The sequence below is a fragment of the Luteimonas flava genome, from assembly GCF_036584485.1.
GTDB lineage: Bacteria > Pseudomonadota > Gammaproteobacteria > Xanthomonadales > Xanthomonadaceae > Luteimonas > Luteimonas flava.
On record NZ_JAZHBM010000002.1, the window covers coordinates 149,405 to 167,494 of the forward strand.

General features: G+C 67.3%; 20 protein-coding genes and 1 tRNA gene. 15 read left to right on the forward strand and 6 right to left on the reverse strand.

From position 1 onward, the window contains the following. Positions 1-178 precede the first annotated feature (178 nt). A complete protein-coding gene (locus V3391_RS07675; RefSeq protein WP_332077852.1) occupies positions 179-505 on the reverse strand; it encodes a hypothetical protein in 327 nt (108 codons plus the stop codon). 77 nt (positions 506-582) lie between these two features. Here V3391_RS07675 and V3391_RS07680 point away from each other — a divergent pair, with 77 nt between their 5' ends. Continuing rightward, positions 583-1,509, forward strand: a complete 927-nt coding sequence (locus V3391_RS07680; RefSeq protein ID WP_332077853.1) for a hypothetical protein — start codon at positions 583-585, stop codon at positions 1,507-1,509. 45 nt (positions 1,510-1,554) lie between these two features. Here V3391_RS07680 and V3391_RS07685 read toward each other — a convergent pair whose 3' ends face one another. Beyond that, entirely contained in the window at positions 1,555-2,064 is a 510-nt protein-coding gene (locus V3391_RS07685) for a hypothetical protein (RefSeq protein WP_332077854.1), read from the reverse strand. Between the two features lie 13 nt (positions 2,065-2,077). After that, positions 2,078-2,180: transfer RNA gene (locus tag V3391_RS07690), tRNA-Ile, on the reverse strand. 205 nt (positions 2,181-2,385) lie between these two features. On the opposite strand from V3391_RS07690, the gene V3391_RS07695 reads away from it, so the two are divergent. The 8 genes from V3391_RS07695 (at position 2,386) to bioC (ending at position 9,621) form a co-directional block, all read left to right on the forward strand. After that, positions 2,386-3,684, forward strand: a complete 1,299-nt coding sequence (locus V3391_RS07695) for a type II toxin-antitoxin system HipA family toxin (protein WP_332077855.1) — start codon at positions 2,386-2,388, stop codon at positions 3,682-3,684. A gap of 37 nt (positions 3,685-3,721) precedes the next feature. After that, positions 3,722-4,027, forward strand: a complete 306-nt coding sequence (locus V3391_RS07700) for a helix-turn-helix transcriptional regulator (protein WP_332077856.1) — start codon at positions 3,722-3,724, stop codon at positions 4,025-4,027. A 248-nt stretch (positions 4,028-4,275) separates the two neighbouring features. Beyond that, complete coding sequence (gene bioB / locus V3391_RS07705; RefSeq protein WP_332077857.1) at positions 4,276-5,352, forward strand: biotin synthase BioB; 1,077 nt, start codon at positions 4,276-4,278, stop codon at positions 5,350-5,352. After that, a complete protein-coding gene (locus V3391_RS07710; RefSeq protein ID WP_332077858.1) occupies positions 5,349-5,711 on the forward strand; it encodes a hypothetical protein in 363 nt (120 codons plus the stop codon). Before bioB ends, V3391_RS07710 begins: the two co-directional genes overlap by 4 nt. Then, complete coding sequence (gene bioF, locus V3391_RS07715) at positions 5,644-6,936, forward strand: 8-amino-7-oxononanoate synthase (RefSeq protein ID WP_332077859.1); 1,293 nt, start codon at positions 5,644-5,646, stop codon at positions 6,934-6,936. Before V3391_RS07710 ends, bioF begins: the two co-directional genes overlap by 68 nt. Next, the gene (locus tag V3391_RS07720) at positions 6,933-7,937 is read left to right on the forward strand and encodes a multidrug resistance efflux transporter family protein (RefSeq protein ID WP_332077860.1); all 1,005 of its coding nucleotides are present in this window, start codon (positions 6,933-6,935) and stop codon (positions 7,935-7,937) included. The genes bioF and V3391_RS07720 overlap by 4 nt, the downstream gene beginning before the upstream one ends. Before the next feature lie 23 nt (positions 7,938-7,960). After that, entirely contained in the window at positions 7,961-8,722 is a 762-nt protein-coding gene (gene bioH, locus V3391_RS07725; RefSeq protein WP_332078710.1) for a pimeloyl-ACP methyl ester esterase BioH, read from the forward strand. After that, positions 8,719-9,621 carry a malonyl-ACP O-methyltransferase BioC gene (bioC, locus tag V3391_RS07730; RefSeq protein WP_332077861.1) on the forward strand — a complete coding sequence of 301 codons (903 nt, stop codon included), beginning with the start codon at positions 8,719-8,721 and terminating at the stop codon, positions 9,619-9,621. Before bioH ends, bioC begins: the two co-directional genes overlap by 4 nt. A 21-nt stretch (positions 9,622-9,642) precedes the next feature. On the opposite strand, the gene V3391_RS07735 is transcribed toward bioC, so the two are convergent. The 3 genes from V3391_RS07735 to V3391_RS07745 form a co-directional block, all read right to left on the reverse strand. After that, on the reverse strand, positions 9,643-11,082 hold the full coding sequence (locus V3391_RS07735) for an amino acid permease (protein WP_332077862.1): 1,440 nt from the start codon (positions 11,080-11,082) through the stop codon (positions 9,643-9,645). A 146-nt stretch (positions 11,083-11,228) separates the two neighbouring features. Continuing rightward, the gene (locus tag V3391_RS07740) at positions 11,229-12,020 is read right to left on the reverse strand and encodes an IclR family transcriptional regulator (RefSeq protein WP_332077863.1); all 792 of its coding nucleotides are present in this window, start codon (positions 12,018-12,020) and stop codon (positions 11,229-11,231) included. Positions 12,021-12,087: 67 nt separating this feature from the next. Beyond that, on the reverse strand, positions 12,088-12,762 hold the full coding sequence (locus V3391_RS07745) for a hypothetical protein (protein WP_332077864.1): 675 nt from the start codon (positions 12,760-12,762) through the stop codon (positions 12,088-12,090). 197 nt (positions 12,763-12,959) lie between these two features. On the opposite strand from V3391_RS07745, the gene V3391_RS07750 reads away from it, so the two are divergent. The 6 genes from V3391_RS07750 to dmpH all read left to right on the forward strand — a co-directional run bounded on the left by V3391_RS07750 (position 12,960) and on the right by dmpH (position 18,047). Beyond that, complete coding sequence (locus V3391_RS07750; protein WP_332077865.1) at positions 12,960-14,201, forward strand: MFS transporter; 1,242 nt, start codon at positions 12,960-12,962, stop codon at positions 14,199-14,201. 23 nt (positions 14,202-14,224) lie between these two features. After that, positions 14,225-14,428: a tautomerase family protein gene (locus tag V3391_RS07755; RefSeq protein ID WP_332077866.1), complete on the forward strand. Its 204-nt coding sequence runs from the start codon at positions 14,225-14,227 to the stop codon at positions 14,426-14,428. Continuing rightward, positions 14,425-15,204 (forward strand): fumarylacetoacetate hydrolase family protein, encoded by a 780-nt coding sequence (locus tag V3391_RS07760; protein WP_332077867.1) that lies wholly within the window; start codon positions 14,425-14,427, stop codon positions 15,202-15,204. Before V3391_RS07755 ends, V3391_RS07760 begins: the two co-directional genes overlap by 4 nt. A gap of 70 nt (positions 15,205-15,274) precedes the next feature. Then, entirely contained in the window at positions 15,275-16,219 is a 945-nt protein-coding gene (locus tag V3391_RS07765; RefSeq protein WP_332077868.1) for an acetaldehyde dehydrogenase (acetylating), read from the forward strand. Then, complete coding sequence (gene dmpG / locus V3391_RS07770) at positions 16,216-17,262, forward strand: 4-hydroxy-2-oxovalerate aldolase (RefSeq protein WP_332077869.1); 1,047 nt, start codon at positions 16,216-16,218, stop codon at positions 17,260-17,262. The genes V3391_RS07765 and dmpG overlap by 4 nt, the downstream gene beginning before the upstream one ends. Further along, on the forward strand, positions 17,259-18,047 hold the full coding sequence (gene dmpH / locus V3391_RS07775) for a 2-oxo-3-hexenedioate decarboxylase (RefSeq protein WP_332077870.1): 789 nt from the start codon (positions 17,259-17,261) through the stop codon (positions 18,045-18,047). The genes dmpG and dmpH overlap by 4 nt, the downstream gene beginning before the upstream one ends. Positions 18,048-18,090: the final 43 nt, after the last annotated feature.

The window sequence follows — 18,090 nt, forward strand, 5'->3', positions numbered from 1 at the left end:
GCGTTTGAGGAGGTGTGATCCAGGAGGACGCGCAGGCGTTGACAGCCGCGCTACAAGCACATAGAGTCATCAACAGCCGCCAAGCTGTTAGACAACTCTGAGGCCGAACATCACGTGTTCGGCCTTAGTGCTTTTCCGGCCCCGGAAATTCAGCAGTGGATACGTGGTCGAGTTCAGATCATGCGGTGTCCTTGTCGGGGTTTGATGGGATATCGGAAAGAGGCTTTGCCTCGGTTGCCAGGCTGGCTTCTGCCTGCGCCATCCACACCGCCACGTCGCGCGTCGCCGCGCACCAGCTGGTCTGGCCGGGAAGCCTGCGCAGCACGATGGGCAGCTTCTTCCGGTGGATCGCCTGCCTGAAGGCTTCGGCTGAGCTATAGCCGAGCAGTCGGCGCAGATTGGCACCCTTGATCACTGGGCCCAGTTCGAGGATGAGCCAGCGCTCAAGCGCCTCCGCACGCGCGTCGACGCCGCTGTTGGACGAGGGGTTTTCGTGAGGTGTCACGGGATGTAACGCCAGTGGGACGTTCTTTGCGACGATAGGCAGCCCGCGCGCGCGCGCGCGCCCCTGTTGTGTGCGACTTGAAGAGCAACTTTCCGACGCTGGATGTGGTACGGCCGATGCCAATCCCGCAGGCGCTGCAGCGGGACCGCTGGAGAGGTGGTCTCGGCCGGTCCGTAGCGCTGGCCTCGTTCACCACGCTGGCCGTGGCACTGGACGAATGGCACCCGGCGTCTTTGGAGAAGCGGATTCTCAAGCGCGCGGGCAGCATCCAGGCGCCGCGTCGAGTGGTGGAGCGATTGCGGTCTGGCAAAGCCGCTTTCACCCATGTGCTGCGAGGGTTCCAAGAGGCTCTGCCGGAGGTGCCCCTGATCTTCTGGGCGCATCACCCGATCTTCCAGCTTCTGAACACCCGCAAGAACGAGGGCGAGTATCAGCTGGCGGTCCTCCACGCGCTCAACACCCTCGATGGCAGCATCCGCAAGCACCTGTGGATGCAAGACCAGACCTCGCTGGATGCAGGCTCTACCGATGTATCGACTGCGCGCATTCCCGATCTGTCGAATCTCAGATCTGCGTTGCAAGATCGATCTGGCGCGGAAGGCATGCGCCAGATCGACTGGCTGACGTTGGCCTTGGTGACCTTCCTCGAAGCCGAGCGCTCGCGCGACAAGGCGCTTGCACAGGAAGCAGCCTTCGTGACGAACGCAGCGTTCGATGAGGCGTGCTTGCGCAACCTGCCGTTGCTCGCGGGCTGGCGCGAGCTGGCAGCTGCGCTGGATGCACGGGTTTGGCAGCCCGCGAAGCTCGAAGGCATCTTCAACAACGCAGGCACGCGTCTGCCGGCGATCTTAGGACTTTGGATGGAGCACAGCCCAACCGCCTATCCGCAGGAGCTGTTGAAGCTGGCCGCGCTCGATCCGCCGCAGCCTGCTCGAATCTGGCGCGCACAGGCCGCGGCCGAATGCGAGGCCGAAAGCGGAACGGGCGATCAGGAACGGAACTGACGCTGGGAGAGCGCAGCTGCCCGAACCCGAATGCGTATGCGCGTGTCAGGCCGATGGCGTGCGAACGTGCGGCGCTCGCTGCGTCATCTCGATCCACGCGTGTCGCAAGGCCTGCGCGTCCACAAGGGCGTGGTGGCGTCGCGCCAGGCGGGCAGGGTCAGCGGCAAACCAACGTTCACCCGCTTCGCGCATCGTGCGGTCCTTGAGCATCTGGGTCAGCATCGTGCCGCGCATCAGCAGCCGCTTTACGGCGGCCGGCTCAATCAGGTCGCGCAATATCCGTAGATCGTTGTGATGGTCTGCCAGTACCGCGGCGGGCTCGAACGACATGAGGAAATCGACGGTCGACTTGGCCATCGCGCTCCGCTCGCGTGCGTACGCACCTCGCTGCAGCAGCGGGTAGACGACATCGGCGGCAAAGGGCTTCGGATTGCCGGGCAATGGATCGATCTCGACATAGTGCGCGTGCGCACCGTCGGCGCTGACGAGCGCCAGGCTCACCAGATCGCGGCCGGCCTCATCCGCCCACTCTGTATCAAGGAATAAGTAGTGCATCACGGATCCTACGTGGTGCCCCTGGTCGGAATCGAACCGACGTGGCCGCGCTTATCTGGCGCGTGCTTTCACCGGTGTATAAGGCCGGCGCTATGACCAACGTAAGCAGCAGGGGCGTGAACGCGTTGGAGGTTCACGCCCGTATTCGAAATGGGATGCAGTGCTGGACCATGGGTGGATAGTCGCACACGCCGCCGCTGCCTGGGCCCCGGTCGGACCCTGCCGGTGGGATGCCCTCGGCGCCTTAATAGATAACTTAAGTTATCTAATGTAAGTCTTGTGTGACTTGAAAAGTATACTTTGATGTACTAATTTTAGTGCATGGACAGCTACATTGAACTTTTCCACGAGGGCACGTGGCATCGCGCCGCGAGCCTGACCGTGGACGATGGTTTGGTGCAGTTCGGATATGAGGCGAGCTACGTCTTCGGGCCGCTCCAGAACCCGCCATGCGTCGCGCTGTCCTTGCCTGTCGAACTGACGCGACGCACCTGGACCGATCAAGCTGTGACGCCATTGGCGTTCCTTTGGGACTTGGTGCCACAGGGCCGCGGCCGTGATCACATCGCCGGCCTACTCAACGTGCCCAGCGACAGCAGCAGGCAGGATCTCTATCTGGCGCAGCACGGCGCCTTCGCGCCTATCGGCCGGCTCCGTCTGGATACCGCTGTCGATTTCTACAATCAGCACACTGCGGGCATGCGGCCGGAAGGGTTCACGACGCAGGAAATGCACGACCGGTCGGAGACGTTCGTCGATCAGTTGCGCATGTACAACATGCTTGCAGCGGGCACCCCAGGTGTTCAGGGCATCGCTCCGAAGTTCCTGCTGACGCAAGACGAGGAGGGACGTTGGTTTCCTGACGTGGGGCTTGCGGACGAGCATGCGCGACAGCATTGGATCGTCAAGCTTTCGCGCGGAACGCATGCGGATGATCAGCGAATTCTGCGCCACGAAAGCATCTATCTGCAGGCAGCTGCCGCGTGCGGCATTCGCACGATCGATGCGCCCGAGTACAGAGACGACATGCTGTTCTTGCGGCGTTTTGATCGAGAGGTCGATGCGGCTGGCAGTGTGCGCCGGCTTCATCAGGAGACGCTGGCAGCGCTTATTGGCTACCACGGGTTCGCCCGCAGCGCGTCGCTCTTTGCGCTTACCGAACGTCTGGCGCAGGTGGCGTCCGACCCTGCGCAGGCGGTGGCCGAGTTCCTGTGCCGAGACGTGCTCAACCGCGCGCTACGCAATCCCGACAACCATCTGCGCAACACCTCGGTCCAGCAGAATCTCGACGGCACTGTCCAGCTGACGCCGTTGTACGACTTTGGACCCATGTATCTCGATCGCGCGTTGATCTCTCGCACTTGCGAATGGCGCCTGCCCAACGGGGGCAGCACAGACAACTGGAACGAGATCCTGGAAACCTTGGCGCTCGACGATGATGTCAAGGCGCATGCGGCCGGGGTGCTGAGGTCGTTTGGTGAAGATGTGCTTCCAGCACTGCCGCATGAACTGCGCTTCCGTGACGCTGACGCGGACATCGTTGAGATCTGCAAGACCGCGATCGGATACCAAATTCCAAAGCTCCAGGACATTGATTGCCGTGCCGCGCCGTCACCCTGATCCCTCTACGATCCGCAAGCGTCTCGATATGTTGGCGATGGAAATCGCGCACGGTCGGCTGGATATTGCGCAGGCGGTCAAGCAGATGCGCAAGATCAGCGGGCTGACCCAAGAGGAATTCGCCAAGCATCGAGATATGAGCTTGGTGACGCTCAAGCGCATCGAGAGTGGTAAAGGCAATCCGACCGTTGGAACGCTCGACAGCATTGGGCGGCTGTTCGGCCTGCGTGTCACGTTTGGTCATTCGGACCCCGATATCGCCGCGCAGTGGCTGGATTCGGAATTGGAAGTTGCGGTTGCCGAACCCGCCACTCGGAAGCGGTTGCGGTCCAAAAAGACTTGAAGCCAGGCAGCTCATGCCTGCCGCTGGCCCCCTGCTGACCGGAAATTCTCACCAATTGGTGGGTGAGTTCTCACGTTATGGGCCGGAAGTTCCCACGAAGTTCGGTTCCTACAAGCGCGGTATGCAGCAGGCCGCGGAGCCACTGGCGCCAACGCCCGTCAACCGGGGCGGGTGGATTCTGGTTGACAGCGCCGGGCATGCTTTCCAGACTGCCGGGCTTGTCCCGCCGTCACCGTCGGTAGATCGCCATGTCCGTTGTCAGCCACGCCCGCGAAGCCGCCGGCCAGCCCACCCCCCTTCGTCACGACTGGTCGCGCAGCGAGATCGAAGCGCTGTTCGCGCTGCCGATGCCCGAACTGCTGTTCCGCGCCGCCAGCGTGCACCGCCAGCATTTCGATCCGGCCGAGGTCCAGGTCAGCACGCTGCTGTCGGTCAAGACCGGCGGGTGCCCCGAGGACTGCAGCTACTGCCCGCAGGCGCAGCGCTATCACACCGGCGTGCAGGCGACGAAGCTGATGGAGACCGACGCGGTGCTGGAGAAGGCCCGCCAGGCCAAGGCCGCCGGTGCCACGCGCTTCTGCATGGGCGCGGCCTGGCGTTCCCCGAAGGACCGCGACGTGCCGAAGGTCGCGGCGATGATCCGCGAGGTCAAGGCGCTGGGTCTGGAAACCTGCGCCACGCTCGGCATGCTGACCGGCGAGCAGGCGCGCGCGCTCAAGGACGCGGGCCTCGACTACTACAACCACAATCTGGATACCGATCCCGAGTTCTACGATTCGATCATCCAGACCCGCGAGATCCAGGACCGCCTGACCACGCTCGAACACGTGCGCGACGCGGGCCTCAAGACCTGCTGCGGCGGCATCGTCGGCATGGGCGAGACCGGGCGCCAGCGCGCCGGCCTGCTGCGCACGCTGGCGAATCTGCCCTCACATCCGGACTCGGTGCCGATCAACCGGCTGGTGCAGGTCGAAGGCACGCCGCTGCACGGCACGGAAGAGATCGATCCCTTCGATTTCGTCCGCACGATCGCCGTCGCGCGCATCCTGATGCCGCGCTCGATGGTGCGGTTGTCGGCCGGACGTCAGGACATGAGCGACGAGCTGCAGGCGATGTGCTTTCTTGCCGGCGCCAACTCGATCTTCTACGGCGAGCAGCTGCTGACCACCGGCAACCCGGATACCGAACGCGACATGGCGCTGTTCGCGCGTCTGGGCCTGCGGCCGATGCAGGTGCACGTCGATGCAGAGCATCACGATCACCCCGGCACGGCCCACGTCGACATCATCGAACTGCCGCAGCACCCGCGGAGTTTCGCCGCATGATTCCGTGGTTCGCCTGGGCCTATCTGGTGCTGCTGGCGCTGGTGGGTCTGAGCGGATTCGCGCTGACGGTGCGCGATGGGCAGTCGAAGCTGCTGGCGATCGCACGTCTGGCTGCAGTCGGTGTGCTGGTCTGGGGCGTCGTGCTGTATTTCCGCGATGCAGGTGCGCATGTGCTGTTCGCCGGCGCGCTGTTCGTTGCGGTGCTGCTGCTCGCGCACAAGAGCGTGTCCGATGCGCAGGACGCCACGCGCATGAAGCTCGACGGTTCGGCTCGCGCTGGCGTCGCCATCAATGGTCTCGTCGTGCTGCCTGCGATCGCGATGGGCGCCCTGGCGATCTGGGCCGGCCGTGGCGCCTGAGCGGCCCGATCTGCGCACGCGTGCGCGTGATGCGCGCGATGCCCGCACGCAGGCGCAGGCACGTCGCGTGCGGCGCACGGTCACGCGTCGCGACGGCATGCGCTGCGAAGTGCTCGATAACGGCCGCGACACGCGCTGGCTGCTGAACTTCTGTGGCAACGATTACCTCGGCCTCGCCTCGCACTATCAGGTCTCCGGCGCGCTGCAGGATGCCGCGGCGCTGCATGGCGCGGGCAGTGGCGGCTCGCATCTGGTCAGCGGCCACCACGCGCTGCACGACGCGCTGGAACGCGAGATCGCCGACTGGCTGCAGGTGCCGGCGGCGTTGCTGTTCGGCAGCGGGTTCGCTGCGAATCTCGCGGTGCTGCAGGGGCTGCTCGGCGAAGGCGATGCCTGCGTGCAGGACCGTCTGAACCATGCCAGCCTGATCGATGCCGCGCGGCTCGCCGGCTGTCGTCTGCGCCGCTATCCGCATGCCGATGCGCAGGGTGCGTTGCGCCAGCTGCGCACCGTGCCCGACGGCGCCGCGGTCCTCGCGACCGATGGCATCTTCAGCATGGACGGCGATGTCGCGCCGCTGCGCGAGTTGGCGATCGTCGCGCGCGTGCAGCATTCGCTGCTGTACGTCGACGATGCACACGGCGTGGGCGTGCTCGGTCCCGACGGCCGCGGCAGCGTCGCCGATGCACGGCTCGACATCGACGCGGTGCCACTGCAGCTGGTCACGCTGGGCAAGGCGCTCGGTGGATGCGGTGCGGTGCTGGCGGGCGATGCCGATCTGATCGGCCATCTTGCCGAAACCGCACGTCCCTACATCTACACGACCGCGCTGCCCCCCGCAGTCGCCGGCGCCGCGCTGGCCGCGGTGCGGATCGCGCGCCAGGAGCACTGGCGCCGCGAACGGCTGACCACACTGGTGCAGCGCTTCCGCGTACGTGCGCAGCGTCGGGGGCTCGACCTAATGCCGTCCGACACGCCGATCCAGCCGCTGCGCTGCGGCGACAACGCGACGGCGCTGGCACTGTCGCGCGCGCTGGACTCGGCCGGTTTCTGGGTCGCCGCCATCCGCCCGCCCACCGTGCCAGAAGGTCAGGCGCGTCTGCGCGTCACGCTCAGCGCCGCGCATGCCGATGCCGATGTCGATGCGCTGGTCGATGCACTCGCCGCCGCACGCGATGCGCTGCCACCGGTGACTGCAGCCGCACCTGCCGTTCCGACGCCATGATCGAACCGCAACACGACGCCCGCCGCGCCCTGCTCGCGGTCGGGATCGCACTCGCATCCGCGTTGTTCTTCACCATGACCTACGTGCTGAACCGCGCGAGCGCGAGCGGCGGCGGGCACTGGGCGTGGACGGCGTGCCTGCGTTACTTCATCACCCTGCCGTTGCTGCTGCCGCTGATGCCGTTGCAGGGCGGCGCCAAGCCGGTGCTACGCGCGATCGCCGCGCATCCGTGGGCGTGGCTGCGCTGCAGTGCAATCGGCTTTCTGCTGTTCTACTGCATGCTCTCGTTCGCGGCATCGAGCGGGCCGGCGTGGCTGGTCGCCGGCAGTTTCCAGTTCACGGTGATCGCCGGCATGTTGTGCGCGCCGCTGCTGTATCGCGATGCGCGCCGCCGCGTGCCGCCTGCCGCACTCGGCATCGCCGCAGCGATCCTCGTCGGCGTCCTGCTGATGCAGTTTGGTCACGGTGGTCCCGGGCTCGATCGCGCGGGTTGGATCGCACTGCTGTGCGTGCTGACCGCGGCGGTCGCGTATCCGCTCGGCAATCGTCTGTTGCTGCTGCATCTGGAACGCACCGGCGAAGACCTCAATGCCACCCAGCGCGTGTTCGGGCTCACGCTCGCCAGCCAGCCGTTGTGGCTGCTGGTCGCGGCGTTCGCCTGGAGTGAGGCTGGCACGCCGTCGATGTCACAGGTGTGGCTGGCGGCAGGCGTGGCGCTGAGCGCCGGCGTGATCGCGACCATCCTGTTCTTCCAGGCGACCGGCATGGTCCGCAACAACCCGGTCGCGCTGGGCGCGGCCGAGGCGATGCAGGCGGCCGAGTTGCTGTTCGCGGCGTTCCTCGGTGCGCTGTTCCTGCAGGAGGCGTGGCCGCAGGGCCGTGCATTGATCGGCGCGGTGGTGGTGACGCTGGGCATCGTGGCGTTCGCGATCGTCGTCGCACGTCCCGCGGCCGGCAGCGCGCGTCGCACGAAAGCGTTGCGTGGAGACAAGGGCGCATGAACACATTGGACAATCCGCACGGCCTGCACATCGAAGTGGCAGGCACAGGCGCACCGCTGGTGCTGCTGCACGGCTGGGCGATGCACGGCGGCGTATTCGCCGCGTTGCGCGAGCGCCTCGAATCGCAGCGCACGCTGTATCTCGTCGACCTGCCGGGCCACGGCCTGAGCCGCGACAGCACGCTGCCACTGGCGATCGATCCCGTCGTCGATGCGCTGGTCGATGCGCTGCCGCCCGCGCCGTGGCTGGGCTGGTCACTCGGTGGCCTGATCGCATTGCAGGCCGCGGCGTTGCATCCCGATCGCGTACCCGCACTGGTCATGCTGTGCGCCAGCCCGCGTTTCGTGCGCGGTCCCGACTGGACGCATGGCATGTCGCCGGAGATCTTCCGCGATTTCGCCAAGGGTCTGCGCAGCGACTACCGCGGCACGCTGGACCGCTTCATCGCGCTGGAGGCTTTCGGGTCCGACGATGCGCGCAGCGAACTGCGCGCGCTGCGCGCCGAAGTGTTCGCACGCGGCGAGCCGGCTGCGCATGTGCTCGCAGACGGACTCGGCCTGCTGGAAAAGACCGATCTGCGCGCACACCTGCCGGCGCTTTCGGTGCCCAGCCTGTGGATGTCCGGTCGTCGCGACCGCCTCGTCGATCCGCGCGCGATGGAAGCTTCGGCTGCCCTCGCAAGCGGCGCCGTCGCCCACACCGTCGCGCATGCCGGGCACGCGCCCTTCCTGACCCACGCCGACGCGGTCGCCGCGCGTCTGCTCGAATTCCTCGACGCCGCATGAAACCGATTTTCGATCCCCGCCAGGTCCGCCGCGCGTTTTCGCGCGCGTCGACGAGCTACGCCGGCGCCGCCGCCTTGCAACATGGCGTGGAAGCGCAGCTGCTCGAATCGCTCGAGTATCTCGACGACCGCGTGCCGGGCGTCGTGCTCGATGTCGGCAGTGGCCCGGCGCATGCCGCGCTGGCGATGCGGCAGCGGTGGCCGAAGTCGCGCATCGTCGCGGTCGATCTCTCGCTGTCGATGCTGCAGCAGGCGCCGGTCCGCACCGGTTGGCGCGATCGTCTCGGCCTGCAGAAGCCCGTCGACCGCGTGTGCGCCGATCTGCGCCTGCTGCCGTTCGCCGACAACAGCGTCGACGTGCTGTTCTCCAACCTCTGTCTGCAGTGGGTGGAAGACCTGCCGTCGGCGTTCGCCGGTTTCCGCCGCGTGCTCAAGCCCGACGGCCTGCTGCTGGTCTCGACCTTCGGGCCGCAGACACTGATCGAACTGCGCGAGTCCTTCGGCGTCGCCGATGCGCAGCCGCACGTCAGTCCGTTCGCTTCGATCGCCGAATTCGGCGATGCGCTGATGCGCGCGGGCTTCCGCAATCCCGTCGTCGACCGCGATGTCGCCGTGCACTGGCATCCGGACATGACCGCGCTGATGCGCGAGCAGCGCGCGATCGGTGCGACCAACGCGCTCGTCGAGCGGCGCCGTGCACTGACGGGGCGCGCGCGCTTCGCCGCCGCCGCCGCGCACTACGAACAGTTCCGAACGACCGAGGGTCTGCCGGCGAGCTGGGAGTGGATCACCGCGATGGCGTGGTCGCCGCCGCATGGCGCGCCGATCCGCGAGGGTGCGGAAGAACTGGCGCGTTTCGATGCCGGTGCGATTCCGGTGCGGCGACGCAAGGCCGACTGAGTCGCCGCACGTGGTGACGCGTTACGCCACGCCGCCCTTCGCCAGCACGCTGTTGCGGCGCGAGTAGACCAGATACACCACGACGCCGAGTACGTTCCACGCCAGGAACCACAGCTGCGTGCGCGACGGCAGGCTCCAGAACAGATACAGGCAGCCGAGGATCGCGACCGGTCCGACCACCCACGCCAGCGGCGTGCGGAACACGCGCGGACGTTCGGGATCGCGGTGGCGCAGCACCAGCAGGCAGACGGCCACCGCAGTGAACGCGGCCAGCGTGCCGGCGTTGGCGAGCGCGGCGATCTCGTCCAGCCGCGCCACGCCTGCGAGCGCGGCGACCAGCACGGCGGTGAACAGCGTGATCGCCACCGGCGTGCCGGTGCGCGGATTGACCTTCGACAGGCCGCGCGGCAGCAGACCGTCGCGCGACATGACGAAGAAGATGCGGCTCTGGCCGTAGAAGAACGCCAGCAGCACGGTCGGCAGCGCGATGATCGCGACCACGCCGATCGCGAGCGCAGCGGTGGGATGGCCCAGCTCGCGCATGATCAGCGCCAGCGGCTCGGCGCTCTTGCCGAACACCGCGAAGCTCATCGCACCCACCGCGGCCAGCGCGACCAGCATGTAGATGATCGTGCAGCCGACCATCGAGCCGACGATGCCGATCGAGAGGTCGCGTCCGGGGTTCCTGGTTTCCTCGGCCGCGGTGGAAATCGCATCGAAGCCGTAGAACGCGAAGAAGATGATCGCGGCCGCGGCCATGACGCCGCGTTCGACGCCGTCGGCGCCGAGCGACTTCGGAAAGCCGAACGGCATGAAGGGTTCGAGGTTGGCCGCATCGAACGCCGGCAGCGCGACCGCAATGAACACGCCGAGCGCGATCAGCTTGAACACCACCAGCACCGCATTGAGCGTGGCGCTTTCGCGCGTGCCCGCGATCAGCAGGCCGGCGACCGCGAACGTGATGACGATGGCCGGCACGTTGAGTACGCCGCCGGCATGCGGCCCGGCCGCCAGCGCGGCGGGCAGGGTGACGTTCCAGCCGAAGTTCGTCTGCAGCCACTCGAGGAAGCCGACGAAGTAGCCCGACCACCCGACCGCGACCGTGCTCACCACCAGCGAGTACTCGAGAATCAGGCTCCAGCCCACGACCCAGGCGATCGCCTCGCCGAGCACCGCGTAGCTGTAGGTGTAGGCACTGCCGGCCGCCGGCATCATCGTCGACAGCTCGGCGTAGGCCAGCGCGGCGCAGGCGCAGACCACGCCCGCGATCATGAAAGACAGCAATACCGCGGGCCCGGCCTTGTCGGCGCCGACGCCGATCAGCGTGTAGATGCCGGTGCCGACGATGGCGCCGATACCCAGCGCGATCAGGTGCGGCCAGCCGAGCGTGCGGACCAGACGACGGCCCTCCTCATGCTCGGTGATCCGGTTGATGTCCTTGCGTCGCAGCCAGGCATGCATATCGATCAGCCGGTCGAGGTGAGGCGCGTAGTCTGTGCCATCGCCGGGGGCTTGGCGAGATGCGGCGCGGCATGCAGGCGGCGGTCATTCCGACGGCCTGGATCGATTCGCCACGGCCGGTTCGACCCGCGTTCGCGGGCGGCGCTTCAGTCCGTCTGGAACCCCAGCATCGCGGAGATTTCGCGCGAGGTCCGCAGCAGGGATTCGACGTGCTGCGGATCGGCCGATGCCGGCAGGTAGTGGATCGAGCCCACGATCGCGAGCGTGCCGAACAGCGAGCCGTCGGCCTGCAACAACGGCGCGGCGAGCGCGTTGATGCCGGTGAACAACTGCTCGGGTGCATCGGACCAGCCGCGTGCGCGGACGGTGTCGATCTCCGCGCGCAGTGCGTTCGCATCGGTGATCGACAGCGGGGTGCTCTGCGCCAGTGGCGCGGACAGGAAGCCGTCGCGCACATCGTCGGGGCCGAAAGCGAGGACCACCTTGCCCTGCGCGCTGGTGTTGTGCGGAAAGCGGCTGCCGGGTCGCAGCGTGATCTCGATCGGCGAGGTGCCGCGCAGGAAGTCGATGACGATCACCGAGTCGTCCGCGTACGAGGCGATGACGATGGTCTGTCCGACCTCGTCGCGCAGGCGCTGCAGCGCGGGCTTGGCCAGCGTCATCAGATCGAAGCGGCCCACGCACGCGCGGCCCAGCAGATACAGCTGCCAGCCGACCCGGTAGTGGTTGCTGGTCGCGTCCTGGGTCACGTAGCCATGCTCGCGCAGCGCGCTCAGATGCCGGTGCGCGCGCGCCTTCGGCATGCCTAGCAGGTTCGACAGCTGGGTCACGCCCAGACCGTGCGGCGCATTGGCCAGTGCCTCGATGACCTTCAGCGAAACGACGGCGGTCGGCAGTGCGGCATCGCCGAGATCGGTGGAGGGATCTGCGTTCTGCATGGGTCGGTGACGTGTCTCAGGAAGCCGTTCGCGCGACGTGCGCCGTCGGAGGGTAACCCGCGCACCTTCAGGCGGGGAGGTCGATGTCGCGCTCGGCGAACACGCGATACGTCTGCACCTTCGGTGCGTCCGCGTCTTCGGGGCGTACGTAGCGGATCGAGCTGCGGCTTCGCACCGCGCGCGGCAGCAGGAAGCAGCGCACGAACCGTGTCGGGGTGTCTTCCGTGGTCGGCGCGAGCACCGGCGCAGGCCCGAGTTCGAACCAGGCCTCGCCCGGTGCGTGCGTGTGTCGCGTGCCCTGGGTCTCGATCGAGATCTCGCCGCTCGCGCAGATGCGGATGCCCGGGCCCTGGTGCACGTGGGTCAGGGCGACGCCGCCGGGCGGAAAGCCCACCTCGTCGCAACGCATCAGCCAGTCGAAGCGCGGGTCGAGTGCGACGTCGGCTTCCAGCTTCAATGTGGTCGACGTCGAAGGCGCCGACGGCAACGCAGGCGCCGCAGGTGTCGATGCCTCCGTCAGCTCCCATCTCCAGATCCGTGTATCCGTCTGGTCGCCAATGAGCGTGGTGCAGTCCTGGGAGACGCGCGCGGTGCCGGCGGTCAGCCACTGGCCATCGTCCGGACCTTCCAGCGTCAGGCCGCCGTCCACCACATACAGCGCACGCGGCGTCGCCGGCAGAAAGACGGGCGGGCAGCCCGCAGGCAACAGGTCTTCGTAGAGACGCAGGGTCAGCGCGCGCATGCAGGAACTCCTCGTGAGACTCATCTGTATCGACTGTCGATACGAAATGAATGATGTGGATCATTGATCGAGACTTATTGTATATTGATACACGAGTATCGATCAACGATACAAACGTGACAGACCAGTCATGCAGGTGCAGACCTGCTGCAACTCGCTCGGGAGGGCGTGCGATGTCTCAAGACAGCAGTGCGGAGATGGGAAGCAACGCCCGCGGCGAGCGTTGGTGGAAGGGCGCCAGCAAGCAGCAGTGGCGCGCGTTCAATTCGGCCTATCTCGGCTGGATGCTCGACATCATGGATCTGATGTTGTTCGCGATGGTCATCAAGTACGTGATCGTCGATCTGGGCATGGACAAGTCCTCGGCCGGTCTGGTGATGTCGGCCACGTTGATGGCGACGGCCGCGGGCGGGCTGGTGTTCGGCTTCCTCGCCGACCGTCTCGGACGCGCACGGTCGATGATGCTCAGCATCATCTGTTACTCGGTCGGCACTGCGCTGTGCGGTCTGGCCGACACGCTCGGCCAGCTGATGCTGTTCCGGATCATCGTCGGCCTCGGCGTGGGCGGCGAATGGTCGGCGGGCTCGGCGCTGGTCAGCGAGACCTGGCCGGCGAAGCATCGCGGCAAGGTGATGGCGTGGGTGCAGAGCGCATTCGCGGCCGGTTACGCGGCCGCCGCGGTGGTCGCGGCGCTGGTGATTCCGGTCGCCGGCTGGCGCTGGGTGTTCGCGGTCGGTCTGCTGCCGGCGCTGCTGGCGTTCTACGTGCGCCGCCACGTCAAGGAGCCGGACATCTGGCTCAGCCAGACCAGGCGCCTGACGTTCGGCGAAACGGTGCGCGAGCTGTTCGGCGGGCCCTACGCGCGCAATACCTGGATCGGCCTGGCGTTCACCACGGCCGCGATGTGCGGCTACTGGGGACTGTTCACCTGGATCCCGACGTACCTGGCCACGCCGGTCGCCGAGGGCGGCCCCGGCCTGGATCTGGTCAAGTCGACGATCTGGATCGTGATCATGCAGGTCGGCGCGGCCGCGGGCTTCATCACCTTCGGCTACATCGCCGACCGCATCGGTCGCAAGAAAGCCTTCCTGTTGTTCTTCCTCGCCTCGGCGCTCGTCGTGCCGATCTTCGCGACCATCCGGTCGCCCGAGATGCTGATGGTCTTCGGCGTGGTCGTCGCCTACTTCGGCACCGGCTTCTACAGCGGATTCGCCCCGACGTTCGCCGAGCTGTTCCCGACCACGATCCGCGCCACCGCGCAGGGCTTCGTCTACAACGGCGGCCGCGCGATCGCCGCCGTCGCGCCGTTCCTCATCGGCTTCATCTCCACGCGCTATGGCGTCACCAGCGGACTGGTGACGACGGCCGCGTTCTTCGCGCTGGCCGGCCTGATCGTCTGGGTGTGCCTGCCCGAGACCAAGGGCCGTGAGCTCGCCTGACCCGACACCGATTGGAGAACCCCATGCCCGTCATCCAGATCACCGTGGTCGAAGGCCGCGATTCCGAACGCATCGAAGCCTGCATCCGCGAAGTCGCGCGCGTCGTCAGCGCGACCCTCGATGCGCCGCTGCCGTCGATCCGCGTCATGGTCCACGAAGTCCCGGCGAACCGCTTCGCCGTCGGCGCGCGGCTCAAGAGCGATCCGGCGCCGGAGACTGCGGCATGACCGTAGCGATCTCGACGCACGCCGATGCCCTGCACGCGGCGCTGCGCAGTGGCCAGCCGATCGATCCGCTGACCGGTCGCGTGGACGGACTCGATCTCGCCGGCGCGTACGCGATTGCGCAGGCCGGCATCGCCCATCGGCTCGCCGAAGGCGAGACGGTCGTGGGCCGCAAGATCGGTCTGACCAGCGTGGCCGTGCAGCGGATGCTCGGCGTCGACCAGCCCGACTTCGGCGTGCTGACCGATCGCATGGACCATTCGCGCAGTGGCGCCATTCCCGTCGACGGCATGATCGCGCCGCGTGCGGAAGGCGAGATCGCCTTCCATCTCAAGCGCGATCTCGCCGGTCCCGGCGTCACGCTGCACGACGTGCTGCTGGCGACCGAATCGGTGTCGGCGTGTTTCGAGATCGTCGACTCGCGGATCCGCGACTGGAAGATCGGCATTCTCGATACTGTCGCCGACAACGCCTCCGCCGCGGCCTTCGTCACCGGCGAGGCGCGCGTGTCGCCGATCGGACTCGATCTGGGCACCTGCGGCATGGCGCTGGAGAAGAACGGCGCGCTGCTCTCGACCGGCGCAGGCGCCGCGGCGCTCGGCTCGCCATTGAACTGCGTGGTGTGGCTGGCGAACCAGCTGGGCCGGCTGGGCAGTGGCCTCAAGGCCGGCGACACGATTCTTTCGGGTGCACTCGTACCGCTGACCCCGGTCGTCCGCGGCGACCACCTGCGCCTGCGCGTCGGCGGCATCGGCGCGGTGGATCTGCACTTCGTCTGATTGCGCGGCGTCCCCCTTCTTATCGGGCGCGGTCGCGCGTCCGGTTCTTCATCGCTTCAAGGAGTCACACATGCCCGTCAAGGCTGCCGTCATCGGTTCCGGCAATATCGGCACCGATCTGATGATCAAGATCCTGCGCCACGGCCAGGCACTGTCCATGGGCCCCATGGTGGGCATCGATCCGGCGTCCGATGGCCTCGCGCGTGCACGCGCGATGGGCGTCGAGACCTGCGATGCCGGCGTCTACGGATTGACGATGTCGCCCGCGTTCGACGACGTGCAGATCGTGTTCGATGCGACGTCCGCCGCGGCGCACGTCCACAACGACGCGGTGCTGCGCGCGGCGCGGCCTGACATCCGCGTCGTCGATCTGACGCCGGCGGCGATCGGCCCCTACTGCGTGCCGTCGGTCAATCTCGATGCGCACCTCGATGCCGGCAACGTCAACATGGTGACCTGCGGCGGGCAGGCGACGATTCCGATCGTCGCCGCAGTGGCGAGCGTCGCCACCGTGCATTACGCGGAGATCGTCGCGTCGATCTCGAGCCGCTCGGCTGGGCCGGGCACGCGCGCGAACATCGACGAGTTCACCGAAACCACTTCGCGCGCGATCGAAGCAGTCGGCGGTGCGCGCAAGGGCAAAGCGATCATCGTGCTCAATCCGGCCGAGCCGCCGCTGCTGATGCGCGACACGGTCTACGTGCTGTCCGAGGACGTGGACACCGCGCGCGTCGAAGCGGCGATCGAAGCGATGGTGGCGCGCGTCGCGCGCGACGTGCCGGGCTATCGCCTCAAGCAGACCGTGCAGTTCGAGCGCATCGAACAGCCGGTCAATGTGCCCGGACTCGGCCCGATGACGGGCCTCAAGACGTCGGTGTTCCTCGAGGTCGAAGGCGCCGCGCATTACCTGCCGGCCTACGCCGGCAACCTCGACATCATGACCTCGGCCGCGCTCGCGACCGGCGAACGCATCGCCGCGACGCTGCAGGCCGCACCGCAGGAGACGCAGGCATGAGCGGCAAGACGCTCTACATCTCGGACGTCACCCTGCGCGATGGCTCGCATGCAGTGCGCCATCAATACACGGTCGCGCAGATGCGGCAGATCGCCGCGGCCCTCGACAAGGCCGGCGTGGACTCGATCGAGGTCGCGCACGGCGACGGCCTGCAGGGCGCCTCGTTCAATTACGGCTTCGGCGCGCACTCGGATCTGGAGTGGATCGAGGCCGTCGCCGAAACCGTGCAGAACGCCCGGGTCGCGACATTGCTGCTGCCCGGCATCGGCACCGTGCACGATCTGAAGGATGCCTACGCCGCCGGCGCGCGCGTGGTGCGCGTGGCCACGCATTGCACCGAGGCCGATGTCGCGCGCCAGCACATCGAGGCGGCCAACACGCTGGGCATGGATGCGGTGGGCTTCCTGATGATGAGCCACATGGCCGAGCCGGCCGCGCTCGCCGCGCAGGCGAAGAAGATGGAGTCCTACGGCGCCTCGTGCGTGTACGTGGTCGACTCCGGCGGCGCGATGGGCATGACCGAGATCCGCGAACGTTTCCGCGCGTTCAAGGACGTGCTCGACAGTGCCACGCAGACCGGCATGCACGCGCATCACAACCTGTCGCTGGGCGTGGCGAATTCGATCGTCGCCGTCGAGGAAGGTTGCGACCGCGTCGACGCCAGTCTCGCCGGCATGGGCGCGGGCGCGGGCAACGCGCCGCTGGAAGTCTTCATCGCGGCGGCCTCGAAGCTCGGCTGGCAGCACGGCTGCGATCTGTATGCGCTGATGGACGCCGCCGACGACATCGTGCGTCCGTTGCAGGAGCGTCCGGTGCGCGTCGACCGCGAAACCCTGGCGCTCGGCTATGCCGGCGTCTATTCGAGTTTCCTGCGGCATGCGGAAGCCGCGGCGCAGCGCTTCGGCATCAGCGCCGTCGACATCCTCGTCGAGCTCGGCAAGCGGCGCATGGTCGGTGGTCAGGAGGACATGATCGTCGACGTGGCCCTGGACGTGGCGCGCGCACGCGGCACCGCGGGCGCGCAGCCGGAGGTGGCCGCATGAGCCTGTCGCCCGCCACCATCGAAGAGATCGCCACGCTGCTGCACGACGCCGAGCGCGACGTGCGCGACGTGGTCAAGGTCACCGACGCGCAGCCGGATCTCGATACCGAAGCGGCCTACCGCGTGCAGGACGCGTTGCGTGCGCTCAAGCTCGCGCGCGGCGTGCGACTGGTCGGCATGAAGATGGGTCTGACGTCCTTCGCCAAGATGGAACAGATGGGCGTCGACACGCCGATCTACGGCTTCCTCGGCAGCGACAACGCGGTCGACGACGGCGCGGCGGTCGAGACCGCGGCGCTGATCCACCCCAAGGTCGAAGCCGAGATCGCCTTCGTCATGCGCGACGCCCTGCAGGGCCCGGACTGCACGGTCGAGCAGGTGCTGGCGGCGACCGCCTGCCTGCTGCCGGCCATCGAGGTCATCGATTCGCGCTACGAGAATTTCCGCTTCGACCTGCCGAGCGTCATCGCCGACAACACGTCGGCCTCGCGTTACGTGATCGGCTCGAAGGCCGCGAACGCAGACGGCCGCGATCTGGAATCGATCGGCGTGGTGCTCGAGAAGAACGGCCAGGTGGTCGAGGTCGGTGCGGGCGCCGCGGTGCTCGGCAATCCCGCGCGCGCGGTCGCGATGCTGGTCGACATGCTGCATGCGCGGGGGCAGTCGCTGCCCGCCGGCAGCGTCGTGCTGTCGGGCGCGATCACGGCCGCGGTCGCGGTGGAGGCCGGCGACCACGTCCAGGTCCGCATCGACGGCCTCGGCTCGACCGGCCTGCGCTTCGTCTGAATTCACGACACACGTTCCGTCCGGCGCCATTCCGGCGCCGGCT